Genomic DNA, 18881 nt, shown 5'->3' with positions numbered 1-18881 from the left:
CTGGCGGAGGGCTAGGGATTCGAACCCTAGAAGGCTTTAACACCTCACCAGTTTTCAAGACTGGCTCCATCGGCCGCTCGGACAGCCCTCCCGGTGCGCCGGCCAGGCCCACGCAACCAGCCACGAGCATACCGCGCCCCGAACGGTGCGCGTCGGGTCAGAGGGAGGCGAGCACCCCGGCCACGCCGTCGTCGTAGACGGATGCCGTGACCTCGGTCGCCACGTCGATCACGTCGCGCGGCGCCTGGCCCATCGCCACGGCCCGCCCCGACTCGCCCGCCCAGCGGAACATGTCGATGTCGTTGCGCCCGTCGCCGATCGCCATCACGCGGTCGCGCGGGATGCCGAGCCGCGACCGAACGCGCTCGAGCCCGGTCGCCTTGTTCACGCCGTCGGGCGCGATGTCGAGCCACGCGGTCCAGCCGATCGAGTAGCTGACCCGGTGCAGCCCCATCCGCTCCACCACGGCCAGGAAGTCCTCCATGTCGTGATCGGGCGAGATCACCACCACGCGGGTGGCCTCGATCTCGGTAAGCTCCTCGAAGGTCACCTGCTCGCTCCCCGCGCCCAGCACCGTCTCCGGGAAGGCCTCGGTGTAGCGGAACCAACCGTCCTCGTCCTCGACCGCGAAGACGGCCTCGGTGAGGTGGGAACGGATCTTCCGCAGCACCGGACCCGGATCGAAGATCTCGACGTGATCGCGCCGGTAGCCGAGCGGCTCCGAAGGGTCACGGGCGAGGGTGATCGCCCCGTTGGCGCACACCACGAACTCCGGCGCGATGTCGAGCAGCTGCAGCACCGGCAGGGTGGTGGCGACCGATCGACCGGTGGCCAGCATCACCTCGTTGCCCTCGGCCACCACGCGGCGCACCTCGGCGCCCACGATGTCGCTCAACGTGCCGTCTTCGTGCAGCACGGTGCCGTCGATGTCGAGCGCCACGAGCCAGCGGTCGGAGGACGCCGCGGCGTCGGCCTCGGGCAGAGCGGATGCCTCGCTCACTTCGCCTCGATCAGCTCGAGTCCGCCGAGGTAGGGCCGCAGCACCTCCGGGATCACGACCGATCCGTCGGCCTGCTGATGCGTCTCGAGCAGCGCCACGATCCACCGGGTGGTGGCGAGCGTTCCGTTCAGCGTCGCGACCGGCGCGGTCTTGCCCGACTCGGTGCGGTAGCGCGTGTCGAGACGACGGGCCTGGTAGGTGGTGCAGTTCGAGGTGGAGGTGAGCTCGCGGTAGGTCTGCTGCGACGGCACCCAGGCCTCGGTGTCGAATTTGCGCGCGGCGCTCGATCCGAGGTCGCCGGCCGCCACGTCGATGACGCGGTAGGCGAGACCGAGGTCGGTGAGCATCCCTTCCTGGTAGCCGAGCAGCGCTTCGTGCTCGGCCTCGGCGTTCTCGGGCAGCACGTAGCTGAACATCTCGAGCTTGTTGAACTGGTGAACGCGCAGGATGCCCCGGGTGTCCTTGCCGTGCGAACCGGCCTCGCGCCGGTAGCAGGTCGACCATCCGGCGTAGCGCAGGCCGCCCTCGGGCACGTCGAGGATCTCACCCATGTGGAACCCGGCGAGCGCCACCTCACTGGTGCCGGTGAGGAAGAGGTCGTCGGCGGGCAGGTAGTAGACCTCGTCGGCGTGCTCACCGAGGAAGCCCGTGCCATCCATGGTCTCGGGTCGCACCAGCGTGGGCGTGATGAGCGGCGTGAACCCGGCGGCGAGCGAGCGGTCGAGCGCCAGGTTCATCAGCGCCAGTTCGAGGCGGGCTCCGATGCCGGTGAGGAAGTAGAAGCGGGCACCCGAGACCTTCGCGCCGCGGGCCAGGTCGAAGATGCCGAGGGTCTCGCCGAGCTCGACGTGGTCGCGCGGCTCGAAGTCGAAGACGGGCTTGGTGCCGACCTCGCGAAGGGTCACGAAGTTCTCTTCGCCCCCCTCGGGGACGCCGTCGATGACGATGTTCTGGATCTGCCGGGCCAGCTCGACGAACGCGTTCTCGGCATCGGTCGCCCGCTGCTGGGCCGCCTTGACGCGGGCGGCGAGCTCCTGCACCTCGGCGACGAGAGCCTTCTTCTCGTCTTTGGGCGCCGCGGCGACTCTCTTGCCGAAGGCGTTCTGCTCGGCCCGGAGGTTCTCGAACTCGAGGATAGCGGCACGCCGCTCGGTGTCGGCCGCGAGGGCCTCGTCGACGAGCTGCACCGACGACCCGCGCGCTCGCTGCGATTTCCTGACGACATCGGGGTTCTCACGCAAGAGCACTGGATCGATCACGCCCCCAATCCTACTTTGCGGCCGGCGGGCGCCCGCCGCCGAACTTCGGCTGGACGGCTGCCCGGAACCGATACGGTTGGCACGTGGCAGCAGGCGAGAGGCCCTTTTCGACGACCCCGGGTGAGCGCGCCCCCTCGGCAGCGAACACGGCGGCGGTCGTGGTGAATCCGATCAAGGTGGATGCGTCGCGCCTCCGACCCGTCGTCGCCGCCGCCGAGAAAGCGGCCGGGTGGGCTGAGACGCTCTGGTTCGAGACCACGCTCGACGACGCCGGGGAGGGCATCGCGCGCGAGGCCGTCGCCCGGGGCGCCGGCGTGGTGGTGGCCGCGGGCGGCGACGGCACGGTGCGGGCGGTGGCGGAGGGTCTGCGGGGAACGGGAGTGCCGATCGGCCTCCTCCCGGTCGGCACCGGCAACCTCTTGGCCCGCAACCTCGCATTGACTCTCACCAACATGGAGCAGGCCGTGACCGCGGTGTTCATGGGACACGATCGACGCATCGACGTGGGCGTGATCAGCGTCACCCGGGCCGACGACTCGGTGGAGGAGAAGGTCTTCCTCGTGATGGCCGGGCTCGGCATCGACGCCAAGATGATCGCCAAGACCAACAAGAAGTTGAAGAAGGCGGTGGGCTGGTTGGCCTACGTCGACGGCATCGGTCGCGCCATCCCGGAGCTCAAGCCGGTGAAGCTCCGCTTCCGGCTCGACGGCTCGTCGTGGAAGAACACGAGCGTGCACACCGTCATCGTGGGCAACTGCGGCATGCTGCCCGGCGGACTCCTCCTCATCCCCGACGCGAAGCCCGACGACGGAATGCTCGACATCGTCGCCCTTCGACCCGAGGGGCCGCTCGGCTGGTTGCGGGTGTGGAACAAGATCGCCTTCGAGAACGGGGTGCTCCGCAAGTCGGCCGTGGGGCGCAAGGTCATCGACCTCAACAACGACGTGCGCTCGGTCTCCTACTCCACCGGCCGCGACTTCGAGCTCACCCTCGACGGCGTCGAGGACATCCAGCTCGACGGCGACGAGTGGGGAATGGCACGCGCCGTGCACACCTGGGTCGACCCGGGCGCCCTGCTCGTACGCGTGCCCGCCGACACGAAGGCCGTCACCGCCGCCTGAGGCCGGGCCCTCCTCCGTTTCGGGAGGAGCTCCGCGCAACGACAGCCGTATACGGGCGTCGTGTTGCGCTGCTCCTCCCGAAATGCGCGCGGGACGAGCGGATGCTCAGCGCGGGCGACGGGGGCGGGGCGGCTTGCGTGGGGGCTTGGCCTTCGACTTCGCGCGCGGCCGGGCCTTGGCCGCCGCGGCTCGGGCCTCGGCGGCGCGGGCCTTCGCTTTGTCGGTGGCCTTGGGCTTCCGACCCGACGCGGCGATCGCCGCACGCTCGGCGTCATCGGCCGCCCGTGAGCTGTTCGCCGTGCGACCGCGCACCACGCCGATGAACTCGTCGACGAGCGGCGTCTGCCGATCGGTGAGCCAGACCAGTGCGACCTCGGTCGACGGCAGCCCGGTCACAGGCCTCGCCTCGACGTCTTTTCGCCCGTAGAGCCGGGCCACCGACTTCGGCAGCACCACGACGCCCACGCCAGCGGCGACCAGCTCCACCGCGTCGGGGCCGCCGGTCGGGCCCACGGCGACCTCGAGCATCCGCTCGTCCGCCAGCTCGGCGACGTCGATCTCGTCGACCGCGGTGATCACGTGGTCCTTCGGCACCACGACGACCGGCACCTCGGAGTAGAGGGTGATGGCACCCACGTCGGAGCGGTCGACGGGGAGACGCAGCAACGCGACATCCGCTTCGTCGTCGCGGAGTACGGAGAGCGGATCGGCGCCCGTCACCAGCGACTCGATCGGAACGGCCTCGATGGCCACACGGTCGGAGGGCGGCAGCGACTCCTGCCGCTCCTGCCAGGTGCGGAACCATTTCGTGGGCGTGACCCCGGGCACGAAGGCGACGCGGAACGCCATCCGGTCCCCTTCCGTTCGGCCGATGATCCCGCTGCGACGCGAGACCGCTGCCGCCCGCCCAGGATACGCTGTGCTGATGAGCCCCGAGAAGACACCGCAGACCATGAAGCCGGCGACGGCCGCGAAGAAGCTCGGGATCCTGCTGACCGCCGCCCCCGCCGAATTCCAGGAGGGCACGGTCACCCGTGCAGAGCTGAATACGCTGCTCGAGACACCGCCCGAGTGGCTGGTGCAGCTGCGTCTGAACGGCCCGCACCCGCGCGACGTGATGGCCCGCAAACTGGGCGTCTCGATCTCGGGTCTCGCCCGCGCCGGGGTGACGGATGCGCTCACCACCGGCGAGATCACCGCCCTGCTGCAGAGCCCGCCGGAGTGGCTCGTGACCGAGCGGCGCATCCAGGCGGAGGTGCGAGCGGAGAACCGGCGCGTGAAAGACGTGAAGCTCGGAAAGGCTGCCGCCGCCGAGGCCCGCGACGCCGAATAGAGCCGCACGGCCCGCCCTGTCGGGCGATTCCAGGCGGATGTCCAGCACGATCGCTCTGGCGGGTCCTTCCGTCCCGGCGTAGTGTCCGAACATGAGCGTCTCTGCGGTGAAGATTCCCCTTTCTCGGGAAGTGCGACCGGCGCTTGCGGACTGGATTCAGCATCAACGCTGGTTCGCATCCTCGTCCAAGCACCCCGTCCTGTCTCGCGTCGGCATGTGGTCGCTCGTCGATCACCGGCATCAAGTCGGCCTCGAAACGCACCTGATCCTCGACGAATCGGCGGCGACGCCGGTGCTCTACCAGGTGCCGCTCTCCTTCCGCTCCTCCACCCTGCTCGGCGGCGATCGCGCCCTGATCGAGCGCGCGACGATCGACGGCAAGCCCGTCTTCGTCTACGACGGGCCGCACGATCCGGCCTATACGCGCGCGCTGCTCGGGCTCATGCTCGACGACGAGACCGAACGCAGCGAGGGCTACCACGGTGCCGAGGCGGAGGGTCATCACGCGCTGACGAGCTCCGACATCCGGGTCACCGACTCGCACGTGCTGCGTGGCGAGCAGTCGAACACCTCGATCATCTACGACCTCGTGCATCCGAACGGCAAGCCGGCTCAGCCCGTGATCTGCAAGGTATTCCGGGCCCTCAGCAACGGACCGAACCCGGATGTCGTGGTGCAGTCGGCCTTGTCCGACGCCGGTTCGCGGCTCATCCCGCGCGCCGTGGGCAACGTCACGGGCACCTGGCGCGATCCGCGCGAAGCGAGCGGGCGTGCCAGCGGGCATCTCGCGTTCGCGCAGGAGTTCATCCCCGAGGTCGAGGACGCCTGGCGCGTCGCCCTGCGCTCGGCGGATGCCGGGGAGTCGTTCGCGGCTCCGGCCCGGGCGCTCGGCGAGGCGACCGCGCAGGTGCACACGGAACTGGCACAGCTCTTCCCGGTGCACCCCACCACCGCCGAGGAGAAGGCGGCCATCATGGCGAGCATGCGCGAGCGCGCCGTGCAGGCCGTGGCCGAAGTGCCGGCGCTGGCCGCCGAGGGCGAGGCCGTCGAGCAGGTGTTCCGCCTGGCCGAGGACGCCCACTGGCCCGACTGCCAGCGCATCCACGGCGACTACCACCTGGGTCAGGTGCTCGCGGTTCCCGGGCGCGGCTGGGTGCTCCTCGATTTCGAGGGCGAGCCCATGCGGCCCATGGCCGAGCGGAGCGAACCCGACCTCACGCTCCGCGACGTGGCCGGCATGCTGCGCTCCTTCGACTACGTCGCGGGCACGTACGCGCAGTCGCCGCACGCTGCCGCTGTGAGCGAGTGGGCGCACGTCGCCCGGGACGCATTCCTCGACGGGTATATAGCGCGGTCGGGTCTCGATCTCCGCGGGCAGCGGGCGCTGCTCGACGCCTTCGAACTCGACAAGGCGCTCTACGAGGTCAGCTACGAGGCACGCAACCGCCCCGACTGGGTCTCGATCCCCGCGAACGCCATCCGCTACCTGGCGCGCCGCGACCGCTCCCGCGTCGACGCTTAGCCCGCCCACCCCACCGACACGTCGATCCGTCACTTGTGGTCGTTTTGGCGCGCCCAGAGCGACCACAACTGACGGGTCGACGAGGGATGTCGGTGCCTCAGGCCTCGGGTTCGCCCGTGACCAGGGCGCGGAGCCAGTCGCGCGCCTCGATGAACACGTCGTTGTCGTAGCGCGGCACGTACTCCACGGGGGATCTGTCGGCGCGCGGGTACGAGCCGAGGAAGATGATGTTCGGGCTGAAGCGGCGCACGCCGAGCAGGGCATCCGCCACCCGCTCGTCGGTGATGTGCCCGTCGGCGTCGATCACGAAACGGTAGCGGCCGAGGGCGTCGCCGATGGGCCGCGACTGCAGCAGCGAGAGGTTGACGCCGCGGGTCGAGAACTGCTCGAGCAGTTCGAGCAGGGCACCCGAGCGGTCTTCGGGCAGTTCCGCGATGATGCTCGTCTTGTCGGCCCCGGTCGCCGGCGGCAAGACCGTGTTGCGCGAGACCAGCACGAACCGGGTGACGGCGTTGGCGTTGTCGGAGATGTTCTCGGCCAGCACCTCGAGCGCGTGGTGCTGCACGATCTGCGGGGGCGCCACCGCGGCATCCGCCAGGTCGTTCTCGAACAGCGACAGCGCGGCGGCCACGTTCGAGGTCGACGGGATGTGGCCGTGGGCCGGCAAGTGCGAATCCAGCCACTTGCGCGTCTGCGCGTAGGCGACCGGATGCGCGTTCACCACCCGCACGTCGTCGAGCGTCGTGCCCGGCCGCGCCACGAGCACGAACTGCACCTTCACGAGGTATTCGCCCACGATGCGGAGGCCCGGGATGTTCGCAAGGGCATCCTGAGTCGCCGACACCCCGCCCTCGATCGAGTTCTCGATGGCGATCATCGCGGCGACGCTGCGCCCCGACACCACGTCGTCGAGCGCCTCACCCACATTGTTGACCGAGTGCCACTCCTTGCCCTGCGCCTCCGGCACCTGGGCGAGCGCCGCCTCGGTGAAGGTTCCCGATGGGCCGAGGTAGCTGTAGGTCTCCGACATGTCTCCTAGGCTAGCGATCCCGTTCACCCGCGGGCGCCCGCGCGGTGCCAGACTTGGGGCATGCATGAGCGTGCAGGCACAGTTGCCCTCCCCGAAGACCTGATCGACGTCGACGCCCTGGTGCGGGCCTATTACGAGTTGCACCCGGATGTCACCGACCCCGAGCAGAAGGTGATCTTCGGCACCTCGGGCCACCGCGGGTCGTCGTTCAACACGGCGTTCAACGAGGATCACATCGCCGCGATCACCCAGGCGATCGTGGAATACCGGGCGGGTCAGGGCATCACCGGACCGCTCTTCATCGGCCGCGACACCCACGGACTCTCGAAGCCCGCCGAGGACACGGCGCTCGAGGTGCTGAACGCCAACGGCGTGACGGTGTGGACGGATTCGCGCGACAGCTGGACCCCGACGCCCGCCGTGTCGCACGCCATCCTTCGCTACAACCGCGAGGGGCACGACGACCAGGCCGACGGCATCGTCGTCACCCCGTCGCACAACCCGCCCGCCGACGGCGGCTTCAAGTACAACCCGCCGCACGGCGGACCGGCCGACTCGGATGCGACGGGCTGGATCGCGAACCGCGCCAACGAGCTCATCGCGGGCGGGCTGGCCGACGTGAAGCGCGTCGCCCGGGGTTCGGCCGCGCCATCCGGAACGTACGACTTCCGCGAGCACTATGTGGCCGATCTCGAGAACGTGATCGACATGGACGCGATCGCGAAGTCGAAGATCCACATCGGCGCCGACCCACTCGGCGGGGCGAGCGTGGAGTACTGGGACCTCATCCGCGACCGCTACGGCCTCAACCTCGAGGTCGTGAACGAGACCGTCGACCCGCAGTGGGCATTCATGACGCTCGACTGGGACGGCAAGATCCGCATGGATTGCTCCTCCCCCTATGCCATGGCGTCGCTCGTCACCCGCCGGCACGACTACGACATCGCCACCGGCAACGACGCGGACGCCGACCGCCACGGCGTGGTGACGCCGGACGCCGGCATCATGAACCCGAACCATTACCTCGCCGTGGCCATCCAGTACCTGTACTCGCGCCGCGAGGGCTGGTCTCCGGATGCCGCGATCGGGAAGACCCTCGTGTCGTCGTCGATGATCGACCGCGTCGCATCGTCGCTCGGCCGCACCCTCTGGGAGGTCCCGGTGGGCTTCAAGTGGTTCGTGCCGGGGCTCATCGACGGCTCGGTCGCGTTCGGCGGCGAGGAGTCGGCGGGCGCGTCCTTCCTCCGCTTCGACGGCACGGTCTGGACGACCGACAAAGACGGCATCCTGCTCGCGCTGTTGGCCTCGGAGATCCTGGCGGTGACGGGCAAGACGCCGTCGCAGCACTACGCCGAACTCACCGAGGAATACGGCGCGCCGGTCTACGAGCGCGTCGACGCCCCGGCCTCGAAGGCCCAGAAGGCCGAGCTCGCCAAGCTCGACGGCGAGGCGATTTCTGCGACGGAGCTGGCGGGCGATCCCATCGTCGCGAAGCTCTCGCACGCTCCCGGCAACGGTGCGGCGGTGGGCGGCGTGAAGGTGGTCACCGACCGCGCCTGGTTCGCGGCCCGGCCGTCCGGCACCGAGGACGTCTACAAGATCTACGCCGAGAGCTTCGTCGACGAGGCCCACCTCCGCCGCGTGCAGGCCGAGGCCAAGTCGATCGTCGACGCCGCCCTGGGCGCCTAGCCGCCCGCCCTACCCGAACGGCCGCGATTCAGCCCCGGCGTCAATCGTCGTGAGGCTCAGCGCCTCCCGCTCGGGTCTCGAGCCGTAGTTTATGGAGTGCCTTTCTCGGTGGGTTTCTTCGCCTCGTAGAGGTATTCCGCGACGCGGGTCCACTGGTCGCTGCCGTTGGGGAGGTCCGCGGCCTCCAGCCGGTAGTCGGGGCGACCGACGAGGCCGACCGTGACGGGAAGGCCCCCGCAGCCGCTCACCCCCTCCTCGCCGCGGAAGATGACCAGACAGGTCACGGCGGCATCCGATCCCGCCATCCTGGCTGCATAGAACGTCGCGCCCGCGTCCTCCCAGAGCAGCCGTGTCGTCGACGCGTCGAGGCCTTCGATCACGTTCGGCGTGCCGTCGGCCGGAAGCAGGTCTTCAGGCCCCTGCGCTTCCGCGAACACGGGCAGATCGGTGGCCGAGCCGCACCCGGCCAACCCCGCCAGCGCGCCCACCGCCACCGCCAGCGCGAGCCACCTCGAGCGCTTCCCCATCCTCCCACCCTATTCGACAGGTGTGGATGTCGACACCCGCGTCGCTCACGGCGACGTCGTGCGGAACGGCCCGTACTCGCGCGTGACCGAGAGGATCGCGTCGGCGGGGATGAGCGCAACGCGCACTGCGGCCGCGCCACCCTCCCAGACACCGATCCCGCGCTCGGTCAACTCGAGCACGAAGTAGGTGTACGACCGCAGCACCTCGCCCCGCTCCGCGGTGCGCCACTCCCTGACCGCGGCGGGGACCGAATGGTCACCCACCGCAAGGCACACCGGACCGTCCGCGTTCCGACGAGCGACGCGGAGAGCGAGCGCGGCCGGCAGCATCATCACCAGCACCACGACGCCGATGATCACGACGGCGGCGGCCAGGCCACCGACCAAGCCTCCGACATCGGGATGAGCGACGAATCGGATGACGCCGACCACCACCAGCACCAGCGCCCCCAACGACCCGGCGAGCCACCGCCCCGCGCGCTTCATCAGCGGTGGCGGGCCAGTTCGTCGAGTTGGGCGGTGAGGGCGCGCTCGTGACGGTCGGTGGGGGCGAAGACGCCGTCGGCGACGTGCTCGGCCACCCACGCGATCTCCACGTTCGAGTGCACGCCGCGGAGGCCCAGATTGGCGAGCACGGGCTGCAGCGCCACCACGGCTCGGGTGCCGCCCGACAGGCCGCCGTAGCTCACCAGGCCGATCGGCTTCTCGTCCCACTCGTGCACCAGGAAGTCGAGGGCATTCTTGACGGGTGCCGAGAAGCTGTGGTTGTACTCCGGCATCACGAACACGAAGGCGTCGGCCGCGTCGACCTGGGCGCTCCAGCGCAACGTGTGGTCGTTGAGGTAGCTGCGGAGCTTCGGATGCGCCGGCTCGTCGAGGAAGGGCAGCTTCAGCTCGTCGAGGTCGGCGACATCCACGTCGAACGCGCCGCTGTCGTAGGCCCGCGCCCGGGAGACCACCCACGAACCTACGGCCCCGCCGACGCGACCGGGGCGCGTGCTCGCGATCACGACCAGCAGCCGGGTCATCAGCTCACCTCCGCGAGCGGGCGGCTCTCCCACCGCGCCCAATCCGCGCTGATGGCGCTCGCCGCGGTCAGCAGGCGGGGGAGGTGCGAACCCACGAGGGTCTCGACGCTCGTCTCGAGGGCGTGCGCGTTCACGTTGACGGCGGCGACGACACGACCCGAGCCGTCGCGCACCGGAGCCGCGACCGAGCGGATGGCGGGCGCCAACTGCTGATCGGTGAGCGCCCACCCGGCCGCGCGCACCTCCCGCAACGACGCCTCGAGTTCCTCGGCCGACGGCTGCCACGCGGGAACGACCGGCGAGCGCGACGGGATGGCGAGCACCCGCGAGAGCTCGGCCGGATCGAGAGCCGCGAGCAGCACCTTGCCGAGCGAGGTCGCGGCCGCCGGGAAGCGGGTGCCGATGGTGACCGAGAGCGCCACGAGCTTCGGCACGGCCACCCGCGCGACATAGACGACATCCGATCCGTCGAGCTGGGCCAGCGAGCACGACTCGTGCACCGCCTCGCTCAAGTCGGTCAGGTGCGGCCGCGCGATCTCCCAGATGCTGCTCGACGACACGTACGCCATGCCGAGATCGAGCACCCGGGGAGTGAGGGCGAATGATCCGTTCTCGGATCGCACGTAACCGAGCTCATCGAGGGTGAGCAGGATGCGGCGCACCGTCGGCCGCGCGAGGCCGGTGGCCGTCGAGAGATCGCTGAGACTGAGCGACTGCCCGGTCGTGCCGAAGGCGCGGATGACGTCGAGCCCGCGCGCGATCGCCTCGATGAACTCGGGGCCGGTTGCCTCGCGCATGATCCTCCAGCGGTCAAGCGTCCATTTTCGGACTCCCCCTTTCTTACCCCATTTCGAAGCGAGATCCCAGGCAGCCGGGCAACTCTTGACAAGTCGGAGCGGCCTGGGATTCAATCAGGTATCCGCAGAGCGGACACTTGACCGATTTCGATTTGGAGTCTTCGTGAGCCTGCCCGACGCCGCCGTCGCCACCTCCGGCGGCCCGCTCGAGGGATTGCTCGTCGCCGACTTCTCCCGGGTGCTGGCCGGCCCGTTCGCCACCCAGCAGATGGCCGATCTGGGCGCCACCGTCGTGAAGGTCGAGAGTCCCGTGGGCGATGAGACACGCGCCTGGGCGCCTCCCGAGCGCGACGGCGTCTCCACCTACTACCTCGGCATCAACCGCAACAAGTACGACGTGGTGCTCGACTTCCGTGACGAAGGCGACCGAGCGCTCGCCCTGGAGCTCGCCAGGCGGGCGGATGTCGTGATCGAGAACTTCAAACCCGGCGGGCTCACGAAGTTCGGGCTCGACTACGACTCCGTGGCCGCGGTGAACCCCGCCGCGATCTACGCCTCGATCAGCGGCTTCGGCACCGCCGGCGGCGCCGCCCTGCCGGGCTACGACCTGATCGTGCAAGCCGCTTCGGGACTGATGAGCCTCACCGGCTCCCCCGACGGCCCGGCCTACCGCAGCGGCGTCTCGGTGTTCGACATCATGACCGGCATGCAGGCGACGGTCGGCATCCTGGCCGCACTGAACCACCGCCAGGCCACCGGCGAGGGGCAGCACGTCGAGGTGAACCTGCTCTCCACGGCTCTCGCGGCCATGGCGAACCACAGTTCCACCTACGTCGCCGGAGGTACGGTGCCGTTCCGGATGGGCAACGCCCACCCGAGCCTGTTCCCCTACGAGCCTCTGCCCGCCAGCGACGGCGAGATCATCGTGGTGGCCGCGAACGACGCCCAGTTCGTCAAGCTCGCGCACGCGCTCGGCCGGCCCGAACTCGCCGACGACGCCCGCTTCGCCCAGACCGAGGAACGCAACCGCAACCGCGAGGAGTTGCGACCGCTGCTCGTCGAGGCCCTGGCGGCGCACACCATCCAGGAGTGGTTCGACATCCTCACCGAGGCCGGCATCGCCTGCGGACCCATCAACACCATCGACGGCGGCGTCGCCCTGGCCGAACGGCTGGGCCTCGAACCCGTGGTGAGCGTGGGCAGCGGCGAGCGTGCGGTGCCGATGATCCGCAACCCGATCCGCTTCTCCCGCACCCCTCCGCGCTACGACTCGCCCCCGCCGACCCTCGGCGAGCACGACGTGTTCATCCGCGACTGGCTCGCGTCGCCCGCGACCGTGCTCGCCGCTACGCCCGCGACCGCCCCCGAAGGAGCCCCGCATGCCTGAGTACCCGACCGGGATCGGCACGAGCACCACCGACTCCATCTCGCTGCTCGGCCACGACCTCGCGAGCGAACTCCTCGGCCAGATCAGCTTCGGCGAGCTCGCCTACTGGCTCGCCACGAAGCGCCGGCCGACGCCGGGCCAACTGCGCGTGTTCGAGGCCGTGCTGGTCTCGCTCGCCGATCATGGCTTCACCCCCACCGCGATCGCGGCGCGGCTCACCTACTACAGCGCGCCCGAGTCGCTGCAGGGCGCCATCGCCGCGGGCCTGCTGGGTGGGGGATCACGGTTCCTCGGTGTCACCGAGGACACCGGCCAGTTCCTGCACGGGGTGGTGCTCACGCTGGGCGACACGGATGCCTGGACACCGGAGCAGTGGGACGACGCGGCCCGCGCGGCCATCACGGCGGCCCGGGCCGAAGGCGACAAGATCCCGGGGCTCGGGCATCCGGTGCACAAGAACGGCGACCCGCGCACGCCCGTGATCATCGGCATCGCCGAGGAGGCCGGGGTGAAGGGCGCACACCTGGAGCTGTTCGAGGCGATCGGGCGCGTGCATCCGGAGATCCTCGGCCGCACCCTCCCGCTGAACGGCGCGGGAGTCGCCGGCGCCGCCCTCGCCGATGCAGGCCTCCCCGTCGATCTGCTGCGGGGCTTCGCCCTGCTGGCCCGCACCGCCGGCCTGATCGGTCACCTCGCCGAAGAGCACGAGAACCCCATCGGCCCCACCGTCTACGCCGAGGTCGACCGCAACGCGGTCTACGAACCCTGACCCGCGGCATCCGTCACCGAAGCACTCGAAGGAGAGACCATGGCAGAACTGAGCGCGGTGCTCGCGACGACGCACCACCCGTTCTTCCTCAAAGCCACCGAGCTGACCCCGCCCGACCAGCGCATCCCGCAGGCCGCCGAGTGGAAGCGCAAGGTCGAGGCCTATCGCGAGACCCTCACGGCCGCGCAGCCCGACATCCTGGTGATGGTGGGAGCCGATCACTTTCACCAGTTCTTCCACGACAACTACCCGACCTTCCTCATCGGGAAGCAGCCGAAGTACGACGCGACCTTCTACAACGAGGAGCGCGAGTTCAGCATCCCGCGCTACGTGCTCGACGGGCACGAGGAGCTCTCGGGCTTCATGCTGCAGGGGCTGCTCGACCGCGGTTTCGACTTCTCGGTGAGCCACGAGCTGAAGATCGACCACTCGATCATCTGCCCGATCATCACCACGCGGCCGGATGCCGACCTGCCGATCGTGCCGATCTACACCAACATCTTCGCGCCGCCGTTGCCTTCGCCGAAGCGCTTCTGGGACCTGGGGCGCGCCATCCGGTCGATCATCGACGAGTACCCCTCGGACAAGAAGATCGCCGCGGTCGGCAGCGGGCACCTCTCGCTCGAACTCGGCGGTCCGCGGCAGTTCGGGGAGACCGGGCCCGATCCGGTGTTCGACCGGAATGCGATCGAGTGGCTCTCGAACGGCGACATCGACGCGATCCTGGCGAACGTCACGCACGACTCCATGTCGGGGGCCGGCAACGCGACCCACGGCTTCATGGACCTCATCCTGATGATGGGCATCGCGGGGCCAGAGAAGGCGGACTACGTCGACAACCTCGACCTCTTCCACACCATGGAGGCGTACTTCACCTGGTATCCGAACGGTGATCCGCGCGGTGCGGTTCGCGGAGGGGACGGCGTGCGATGAGCAAGTACTACGTGAACAAGTTCCTGTTCCAGGTCGACCGCGACCCGGAGCTCCTGGCGGCCTACAAGGACGACCCCGTGGGGCTGATCGAGCACTGGGAGGCCAGTCTCGGGCGGCAGCTCGGCAACGGCGACCCGGTCGAGCGCACCACCTGGCTCTCGTTCGAACCCGAGGAGCGCCGTGCCCTGATCGATCACGACTACGTGGCGCTGTTCGAGATGGGCGCGCACTTCTTCCTCTGCCTCACCATCTTCATCGCCATCTACGACGAGGACTACGCCGCCTCGCAGGGCCCGCTGTCGTTCCAGCGCGAGTACGCCACGAAGCTCTCGCACTGGCTCGGCAAGGACTACCCGACCGTCGCCCTCTGACCCCCCTTCGCTCACCCCTTCTTCCATCCTTCTTCGGCAAAGGAGCCGCCCATGTCCACCGCTGACGCCCTTCCCACCGACGGCCGGCCCGTCGTCTTCCGCGACGCCCTCGTGCTCACCATGAACGACCGGCACGACGTCATCCCGCACGGCGACGTGCTCGTGATCGGCAATGAGATCGCCGCCGTCGGCACCGCCCTCGCCGTGCCCGAGGGCACCGTCGAGATCGACGCGGCCGGCGGCATCCTGATGCCCGGCATGATCGACACCCACCGCCACATGTGGCAGACCGCGATGCGCGGCTACGGCGCCGACTGGACGCTGACGCAGTACTTCGTCTGGTACTACCTCGAGTACGGCCAGCACTTCCGGCCCGAGGACATCTACGCCGGCAATGCCCTCTCGGCCCTCGACGCCATCGACGCCGGAGTCACCACCACGGTCGACTGGTCGCACGGGCTGCGCACCATCGAGCACGCCGAGGCCGCCCTGCAGTCACTGCGCGACTCGGCCGGGCGCTTCGTGTTCGCGCCCGGCAACATCTTCGGGGCGCCGTGGGAGTGGGCGGCGAACCCCGACTTCCAGGCGTTCGTGAAGGCGAACAACCGGGGCGACGACATGCTGCGTTTCCAGCTCGCCTTCGATGTGACGGGCGACCCCGCGTTCCCCGAACGCGGCGCGTTCGAGGCGGCTCGCGAGCTCGGCCTCGCGGTGACGACGCACGCCGGGGTGTGGGGCGCCACGAACGACGACGGCATCCGGCTGATGCACGAGAACGGGTTCATGACGCCCGAGACGATCTACGTGCACGCGGCGACGCTCAGCGACGACTCCTACAACCGCATCGCGGCGACCGGCGGATCGGTGTCGCTCGCGACCGAGAGCGAGCAGAGCTGCGGACAGGGTTACCCGCCGTCGTGGGCGCTGCGCGAGCACGGCATCCCGATGTCGCTGTCGGTCGACACCAGCGTCTGGTTCTCGAGCGACCTCTTCACGGCGATGCGCTCGACCCTCGGTGCCGACCGCTCCTGGGAGCACCTCAAGGCGCACGAGAAGGGCGACACCGTGACGCACTCGCACCTGCGGGCCGAGCACGTGGTGGACTGGGCCACCCGCGGCGGGGCCCGGGCCCTCGGACTGGATGCCGTGACCGGAAGCCTCAACGTGGGCAAGAAGGCCGACGTGGTGCTGCTGAAGAACGACAACTCGCCCTCGATGTTCCCCATCACGAACCCCTACGGGCACGTCGCCCTGCAGGTGGGCCGCGCCGACGTGCACACCGTGATGGTGGACGGCCGCATCGCGAAGTACGACGGGTCGCTCGTGGGACATGACCTGGCCCGCACCCGGGCCGCCGTCGAGAACACGGTCGACTACCTGCGCGCGACGATGGGCGAGGAGGTGTGGCACTCCGGCATGAATCCCGAGATCCCCGAGACCAAGGTGCTCGACAACCCGTACATGTACACCGAGTTCCGCACCTCGGCGACGCACGAGGCCTAACTCAAGAGGTGCCCCTCGGCGACGGCCTGCCGGGAGAGCACACGGTAGCCCTTGCTCTCGAAGAACACCGTGAGGCGGTCGGGCTCCACGCTCACCACCTCGCCCTCTCCCCAGGCGGCGTGGCGCACCCGCTGACCCTCGTGGAATCCGGATGCCGCGGAGGAGGACTCGGCCTGCGCCGCGGTGCCCGGCTGCTGCCGGTAGGCGGTCCCGCTCTCGCAGGTGTCGCAATTGCCGCACGGCTCGGCCAACTCGTCGCCGAAGTACGCCAAGAGGAACCGGCGGCGGCAGCCGAGCGTCTCGGCGTAGGCGCGCACCATCGCGAGCCGTGACTCCTCGATCTGCAGCCGGTGGTCGGCGGCCTCGGCGACGGCGGTGCGCGCCTGCTTCGGCGTGACGTCGCGGAGGAGGGCGATGCCCTCGGCCCGCTCGGCGGCCAGACCGGCTTCGACGAGGAGATTCACGACGGTGCCGACCGTGTGGTCGGACAGGCCCGTGGCCCGCGCGAGCTCGGGCAGGCCGAGAGGCGCGCGTTCGTCGCCGCGGTCGACCGTTGTGCCCACGCCCACGCGGTGCGCCGCGCCACCCGCACCCGCACTCCCGTCGCCCGCCGCGCCACCCGCGGCCGTGCCTCCGTGGCCCGTCAGTGTCCGCACCACCGCGTCCACGTGCTGCTCCTCCGGCGCGCCGCCGGCGAAGAAGCGGCGCAGACCCAGGTCCTCCTGGCGGTAGTGCAGCGTCGCGGTCGCCGGCTCGCCGTCGCGACCCCCGCGGCCGACCTCCTGGTAGTAGGAGTCGATCGAGTCGGTGATGTCGGCGTGCACCACGAAGCGCACGTTCGGCTTGTCGATCCCCATCCCGAAGGCCGAGGTCGCGACCACGGCATCGAGCCCGTCAGCCTGGAACCTCTCGTGCACCTCGCGGCGCCCGCTCGAGCTGAGACCTCCGTGGTAGGCGGCCGATCGCATCCCGCTCGCCTGCAGCTCACCGGCCATCCGCTCGGTCTCGCCGCGGGTGGCGACATAGACCAGACCTGGTTTGGCCGAGGCCTGCACCTGCGCGAGCACCGCCCGGTCCTTCTCGTGTGCGCTCTCATGGCGAACCACGGCGAGGTGCACGTTCGGGCGGTCGAAGCCGCGCACGAAGATCCGCGGATCGCGCATGCCCAGCCGGCGCACGATCTCCTCGCGCACCGGAGCCGACCCGGTCGCCGTGAGCGCGAGGATGCGCGGGCCGCCCAGCCGCTCGATCATGCCGCCGAGACGCAGGTAGTCGGGCCGGAAGTCATGCCCCCACGCGGAGACGCAGTGCGCCTCGTCCACCACCACGAGACCCACGTCGAGCGTGGTGAGCTCGTGGATGATCTCCTCGCGCGCGAGTTGCTCGGGCGCGAGGAAGATGAACTCGGCCTCGCCGTTCGCTACCGCCGTCCAGGCCGCCGTGTTGGCGCGTTTCGACTGACCGGAGTTGACCGCGACCGCATCCGTCCATCCGGTGGACTCGCCGATGTGGCGCACCTGGTCGAGCTGCAGGGAGATGAGCGGCGACACCACCACGGTCGGTCCGTCGAGCAGGTGGCCGGCGAGCTGGTAGATGGCCGACTTGCCGTAGCCCGTGGCCATCACGGCGAGCACATCGGTGCCGCCGACGACTGCTGCGACAGCCTCCTCCTGCCCGGCCCGGAGCTCGGCCCAACCGAACACCCGACGGGCGACCTCGGCGATGTCATCGCTTCGCACCTCGGACATCCGGCCCGCCTTCCTCGCGCTGCCATCCTCGCGCGGCCGCACCCGGCCCGCAATCGCGCCCGCCGCCCGTTTCGGGAGGAGGAGCGCCACACGACGCCCGTATACGGCCTTCGTTGCACGCAGCTCCTCCCGAAACTCGAGCCGATCGCCCGGGGCACGTCGCTTCGGGCGAACGTGAGCAGCATCATCCCTCTCTGCGGCCTCAGGTGCGCTCAGCTTCGCCCGAAACGACGGCGTGCCGCTCAGAGATGAGCGAGGAGCGGGAGCAGCAGCTCGAGCAGGGCGCTCTCGGTCTCGGTGGGGGTGAGCGAGCCGTCGGCACGGAGGATGTGCCAGGTCGTGGCGTCGCAGATCGCCACGATCTGCGCCACGCGGCGCCGGCGGGTGACGCCGTCGAGAGCGGGATCGAGCGCCGCGTCGAAAGCGCGGCGGCACCAGTCGACGTGGTACTCCCGGCCCTGGGCCGCGAGTTCGGAAAGGCCCGGCACGAGCGGCGCCTCGGAGTAGGTCTTCAGGATGAGGTCGCCGTAGCGCTCGTAGTGCTCCACGAGGGCCGCAACCGTCTCGGCCGGCGTGGGCGAATCGCCCGCCGCGGCCTCGCGCGCGGCCGCGATGCGACCGAGCTCGCGCTCGACCACCGTCGTCATGAGCCCCGGCTTGCCCCCGAACCGGCGGATGACGGTCTGGACGGTCACCCCCGCGTCGGCCGCGATGTCGTCGAGCCGGATGCGCTCGTACGGCGTGGTCGAGAACCGCACCAGCATCGCGTCGATGATGCGCTCGCGGGTGAGCTCAGCCGAGTCGGCGCGGGCCGACATCCGGTATTCGCGGGGCTCTCGTGCTTTCATGTCACTTAGGATAACA

The 18881-nt window shown here is 69.9% G+C and carries 19 protein-coding genes and 1 tRNA gene; 9 read left to right on the top strand and 11 right to left on the bottom strand.

All coding sequences use genetic code 11. The annotated features are described in order from the left end of the window. Position 1 precedes the first annotated feature (1 nt). From ACFJGU_RS08210 to serS, 3 genes are all read right to left on the bottom strand, one after another. Positions 2 to 91: transfer RNA gene (locus tag ACFJGU_RS08210), tRNA-Ser, on the bottom strand. 66 nt (positions 92 to 157) lie between these two features. Then, positions 158 to 1000: an HAD family hydrolase gene (locus tag ACFJGU_RS08205; protein ID WP_382309318.1), complete on the bottom strand. Its 843-nt coding sequence runs from the start codon at positions 998 to 1000 to the stop codon at positions 158 to 160. Beyond that, positions 997 to 2259, bottom strand: coding sequence for a serine--tRNA ligase (gene serS, locus ACFJGU_RS08200; protein ID WP_382309316.1), 1263 nt, complete (start codon positions 2257 to 2259; stop codon positions 997 to 999). The genes ACFJGU_RS08205 and serS overlap by 4 nt, the downstream gene beginning before the upstream one ends. An 83-nt stretch (positions 2260 to 2342) precedes the next feature. Here serS and ACFJGU_RS08195 point away from each other — a divergent pair, with 83 nt between their 5' ends. Beyond that, a complete protein-coding gene (locus ACFJGU_RS08195; RefSeq protein ID WP_382309314.1) occupies positions 2343 to 3380 on the top strand; it encodes a diacylglycerol/lipid kinase family protein in 1038 nt (345 codons plus the stop codon). 105 nt (positions 3381 to 3485) lie between these two features. Here ACFJGU_RS08195 and ACFJGU_RS08190 read toward each other — a convergent pair whose 3' ends face one another. Further along, the gene (locus tag ACFJGU_RS08190) at positions 3486 to 4229 is read right to left on the bottom strand and encodes a LysR substrate-binding domain-containing protein (protein ID WP_382309312.1); all 744 of its coding nucleotides are present in this window, start codon (positions 4227 to 4229) and stop codon (positions 3486 to 3488) included. Between the two features lie 76 nt (positions 4230 to 4305). Between ACFJGU_RS08190 and ACFJGU_RS08185 the strand changes: the two genes are divergently transcribed. Continuing rightward, positions 4306 to 4713: a DUF5997 family protein gene (locus ACFJGU_RS08185; RefSeq protein ID WP_382309310.1), complete on the top strand. Its 408-nt coding sequence runs from the start codon at positions 4306 to 4308 to the stop codon at positions 4711 to 4713. Positions 4714 to 4804: 91 nt separating this feature from the next. Beyond that, the gene (locus ACFJGU_RS08180) at positions 4805 to 6235 is read left to right on the top strand and encodes a phosphotransferase (RefSeq protein WP_382309308.1); all 1431 of its coding nucleotides are present in this window, start codon (positions 4805 to 4807) and stop codon (positions 6233 to 6235) included. Positions 6236 to 6332: 97 nt separating this feature from the next. Here the strand turns inward: ACFJGU_RS08180 and pheA are convergent, their stop codons facing one another. Next, positions 6333 to 7265, bottom strand: a complete 933-nt coding sequence (gene pheA / locus ACFJGU_RS08175; RefSeq protein WP_382309306.1) for a prephenate dehydratase — start codon at positions 7263 to 7265, stop codon at positions 6333 to 6335. A gap of 60 nt (positions 7266 to 7325) precedes the next feature. On the opposite strand from pheA, the gene pgm reads away from it, so the two are divergent. Next, positions 7326 to 8954 (top strand): phosphoglucomutase (alpha-D-glucose-1,6-bisphosphate-dependent), encoded by a 1629-nt coding sequence (gene pgm, locus ACFJGU_RS08170; protein WP_382309304.1) that lies wholly within the window; start codon positions 7326 to 7328, stop codon positions 8952 to 8954. An 89-nt stretch (positions 8955 to 9043) separates the two neighbouring features. Here the strand turns inward: pgm and ACFJGU_RS08165 are convergent, their stop codons facing one another. The 4 genes from ACFJGU_RS08165 to ACFJGU_RS08150 are packed head-to-tail and all read right to left on the bottom strand — an operon-like array spanning position 9044 to position 11306. Continuing rightward, positions 9044 to 9481, bottom strand: coding sequence for a hypothetical protein (locus ACFJGU_RS08165; RefSeq protein ID WP_382309302.1), 438 nt, complete (start codon positions 9479 to 9481; stop codon positions 9044 to 9046). Between the two features lie 45 nt (positions 9482 to 9526). Further along, positions 9527 to 9967: a hypothetical protein gene (locus ACFJGU_RS08160; RefSeq protein ID WP_382309301.1), complete on the bottom strand. Its 441-nt coding sequence runs from the start codon at positions 9965 to 9967 to the stop codon at positions 9527 to 9529. Then, positions 9967 to 10509, bottom strand: coding sequence for an NADPH-dependent FMN reductase (locus tag ACFJGU_RS08155; RefSeq protein WP_382309299.1), 543 nt, complete (start codon positions 10507 to 10509; stop codon positions 9967 to 9969). The genes ACFJGU_RS08160 and ACFJGU_RS08155 overlap by 1 nt, the downstream gene beginning before the upstream one ends. After that, on the bottom strand, positions 10509 to 11306 hold the full coding sequence (locus tag ACFJGU_RS08150) for an IclR family transcriptional regulator C-terminal domain-containing protein (RefSeq protein WP_382309297.1): 798 nt from the start codon (positions 11304 to 11306) through the stop codon (positions 10509 to 10511). Before ACFJGU_RS08150 ends, ACFJGU_RS08155 begins: the two co-directional genes overlap by 1 nt. 163 nt (positions 11307 to 11469) lie before the next feature. On the opposite strand from ACFJGU_RS08150, the gene ACFJGU_RS08145 reads away from it, so the two are divergent. The 5 genes from ACFJGU_RS08145 to ACFJGU_RS08125 are packed head-to-tail and all read left to right on the top strand — an operon-like array spanning position 11470 to position 16269. Next, positions 11470 to 12693, top strand: coding sequence for a CaiB/BaiF CoA transferase family protein (locus ACFJGU_RS08145; RefSeq protein WP_382309295.1), 1224 nt, complete (start codon positions 11470 to 11472; stop codon positions 12691 to 12693). Then, entirely contained in the window at positions 12686 to 13462 is a 777-nt protein-coding gene (locus ACFJGU_RS08140; protein WP_382309293.1) for a citryl-CoA lyase, read from the top strand. Before ACFJGU_RS08145 ends, ACFJGU_RS08140 begins: the two co-directional genes overlap by 8 nt. 39 nt (positions 13463 to 13501) lie before the next feature. Further along, a complete protein-coding gene (locus ACFJGU_RS08135) occupies positions 13502 to 14395 on the top strand; it encodes a hypothetical protein (protein ID WP_382309291.1) in 894 nt (297 codons plus the stop codon). Next, a complete protein-coding gene (locus ACFJGU_RS08130) occupies positions 14392 to 14766 on the top strand; it encodes a hypothetical protein (protein ID WP_382309289.1) in 375 nt (124 codons plus the stop codon). The genes ACFJGU_RS08135 and ACFJGU_RS08130 overlap by 4 nt, the downstream gene beginning before the upstream one ends. A gap of 51 nt (positions 14767 to 14817) precedes the next feature. Then, entirely contained in the window at positions 14818 to 16269 is a 1452-nt protein-coding gene (locus ACFJGU_RS08125; protein ID WP_382309287.1) for an amidohydrolase family protein, read from the top strand. Here the strand turns inward: ACFJGU_RS08125 and ACFJGU_RS08120 are convergent. After that, on the bottom strand, positions 16266 to 18017 hold the full coding sequence (locus ACFJGU_RS08120) for a RecQ family ATP-dependent DNA helicase (RefSeq protein WP_382309285.1): 1752 nt from the start codon (positions 18015 to 18017) through the stop codon (positions 16266 to 16268). The genes ACFJGU_RS08125 and ACFJGU_RS08120 overlap by 4 nt on opposite strands. Before the next feature lie 242 nt (positions 18018 to 18259). Then, positions 18260 to 18865, bottom strand: coding sequence for a TetR/AcrR family transcriptional regulator (locus tag ACFJGU_RS08115; RefSeq protein ID WP_382309283.1), 606 nt, complete (start codon positions 18863 to 18865; stop codon positions 18260 to 18262). Positions 18866 to 18881 lie beyond the last annotated feature (16 nt).

Origin of the sequence: Herbiconiux sp. UC225_62, assembly GCF_042694625.1 — a bacterium.
Classification (GTDB): Bacteria; Actinomycetota; Actinomycetes; order Actinomycetales; family Microbacteriaceae; genus Herbiconiux.
This window is presented reverse-complemented; position numbering and strand designations above follow the sequence as displayed.

Bases quoted from the DNA above. Each gene is read 5' to 3' on its own strand.
- ACFJGU_RS08130 (WP_382309289.1), top strand. From the start codon at position 14,392: ATGAGCAAGTACTACGTGAACAAGTTCCTGTTCCAGGTCGACCGCGAC.
- ACFJGU_RS08120 (WP_382309285.1), bottom strand. From the start codon at position 18,017: ATGTCCGAGGTGCGAAGCGATGACATCGCCGAGGTCGCCCGTCGGGTG.
- pgm (WP_382309304.1), top strand. From the start codon at position 7,326: ATGCATGAGCGTGCAGGCACAGTTGCCCTCCCCGAAGACCTGATCGAC.
- ACFJGU_RS08190 (WP_382309312.1), bottom strand. From the start codon at position 4,229: ATGGCGTTCCGCGTCGCCTTCGTGCCCGGGGTCACGCCCACGAAATGG.
- ACFJGU_RS08135 (WP_382309291.1), top strand. From the start codon at position 13,502: ATGGCAGAACTGAGCGCGGTGCTCGCGACGACGCACCACCCGTTCTTC.
- ACFJGU_RS08150 (WP_382309297.1), bottom strand. From the start codon at position 11,306: ATGCGCGAGGCAACCGGCCCCGAGTTCATCGAGGCGATCGCGCGCGGG.
- pheA (WP_382309306.1), bottom strand. From the start codon at position 7,265: ATGTCGGAGACCTACAGCTACCTCGGCCCATCGGGAACCTTCACCGAG.
- ACFJGU_RS08125 (WP_382309287.1), top strand. From the start codon at position 14,818: ATGTCCACCGCTGACGCCCTTCCCACCGACGGCCGGCCCGTCGTCTTC.
- ACFJGU_RS08160 (WP_382309301.1), bottom strand. From the start codon at position 9,967: ATGAAGCGCGCGGGGCGGTGGCTCGCCGGGTCGTTGGGGGCGCTGGTG.
- ACFJGU_RS08155 (WP_382309299.1), bottom strand. From the start codon at position 10,509: ATGACCCGGCTGCTGGTCGTGATCGCGAGCACGCGCCCCGGTCGCGTC.
- ACFJGU_RS08140 (WP_382309293.1), top strand. From the start codon at position 12,686: ATGCCTGAGTACCCGACCGGGATCGGCACGAGCACCACCGACTCCATC.
- ACFJGU_RS08180 (WP_382309308.1), top strand. From the start codon at position 4,805: ATGAGCGTCTCTGCGGTGAAGATTCCCCTTTCTCGGGAAGTGCGACCG.
- ACFJGU_RS08185 (WP_382309310.1), top strand. From the start codon at position 4,306: ATGAGCCCCGAGAAGACACCGCAGACCATGAAGCCGGCGACGGCCGCG.
- ACFJGU_RS08115 (WP_382309283.1), bottom strand. From the start codon at position 18,865: ATGAAAGCACGAGAGCCCCGCGAATACCGGATGTCGGCCCGCGCCGAC.
- ACFJGU_RS08165 (WP_382309302.1), bottom strand. From the start codon at position 9,481: ATGGGGAAGCGCTCGAGGTGGCTCGCGCTGGCGGTGGCGGTGGGCGCG.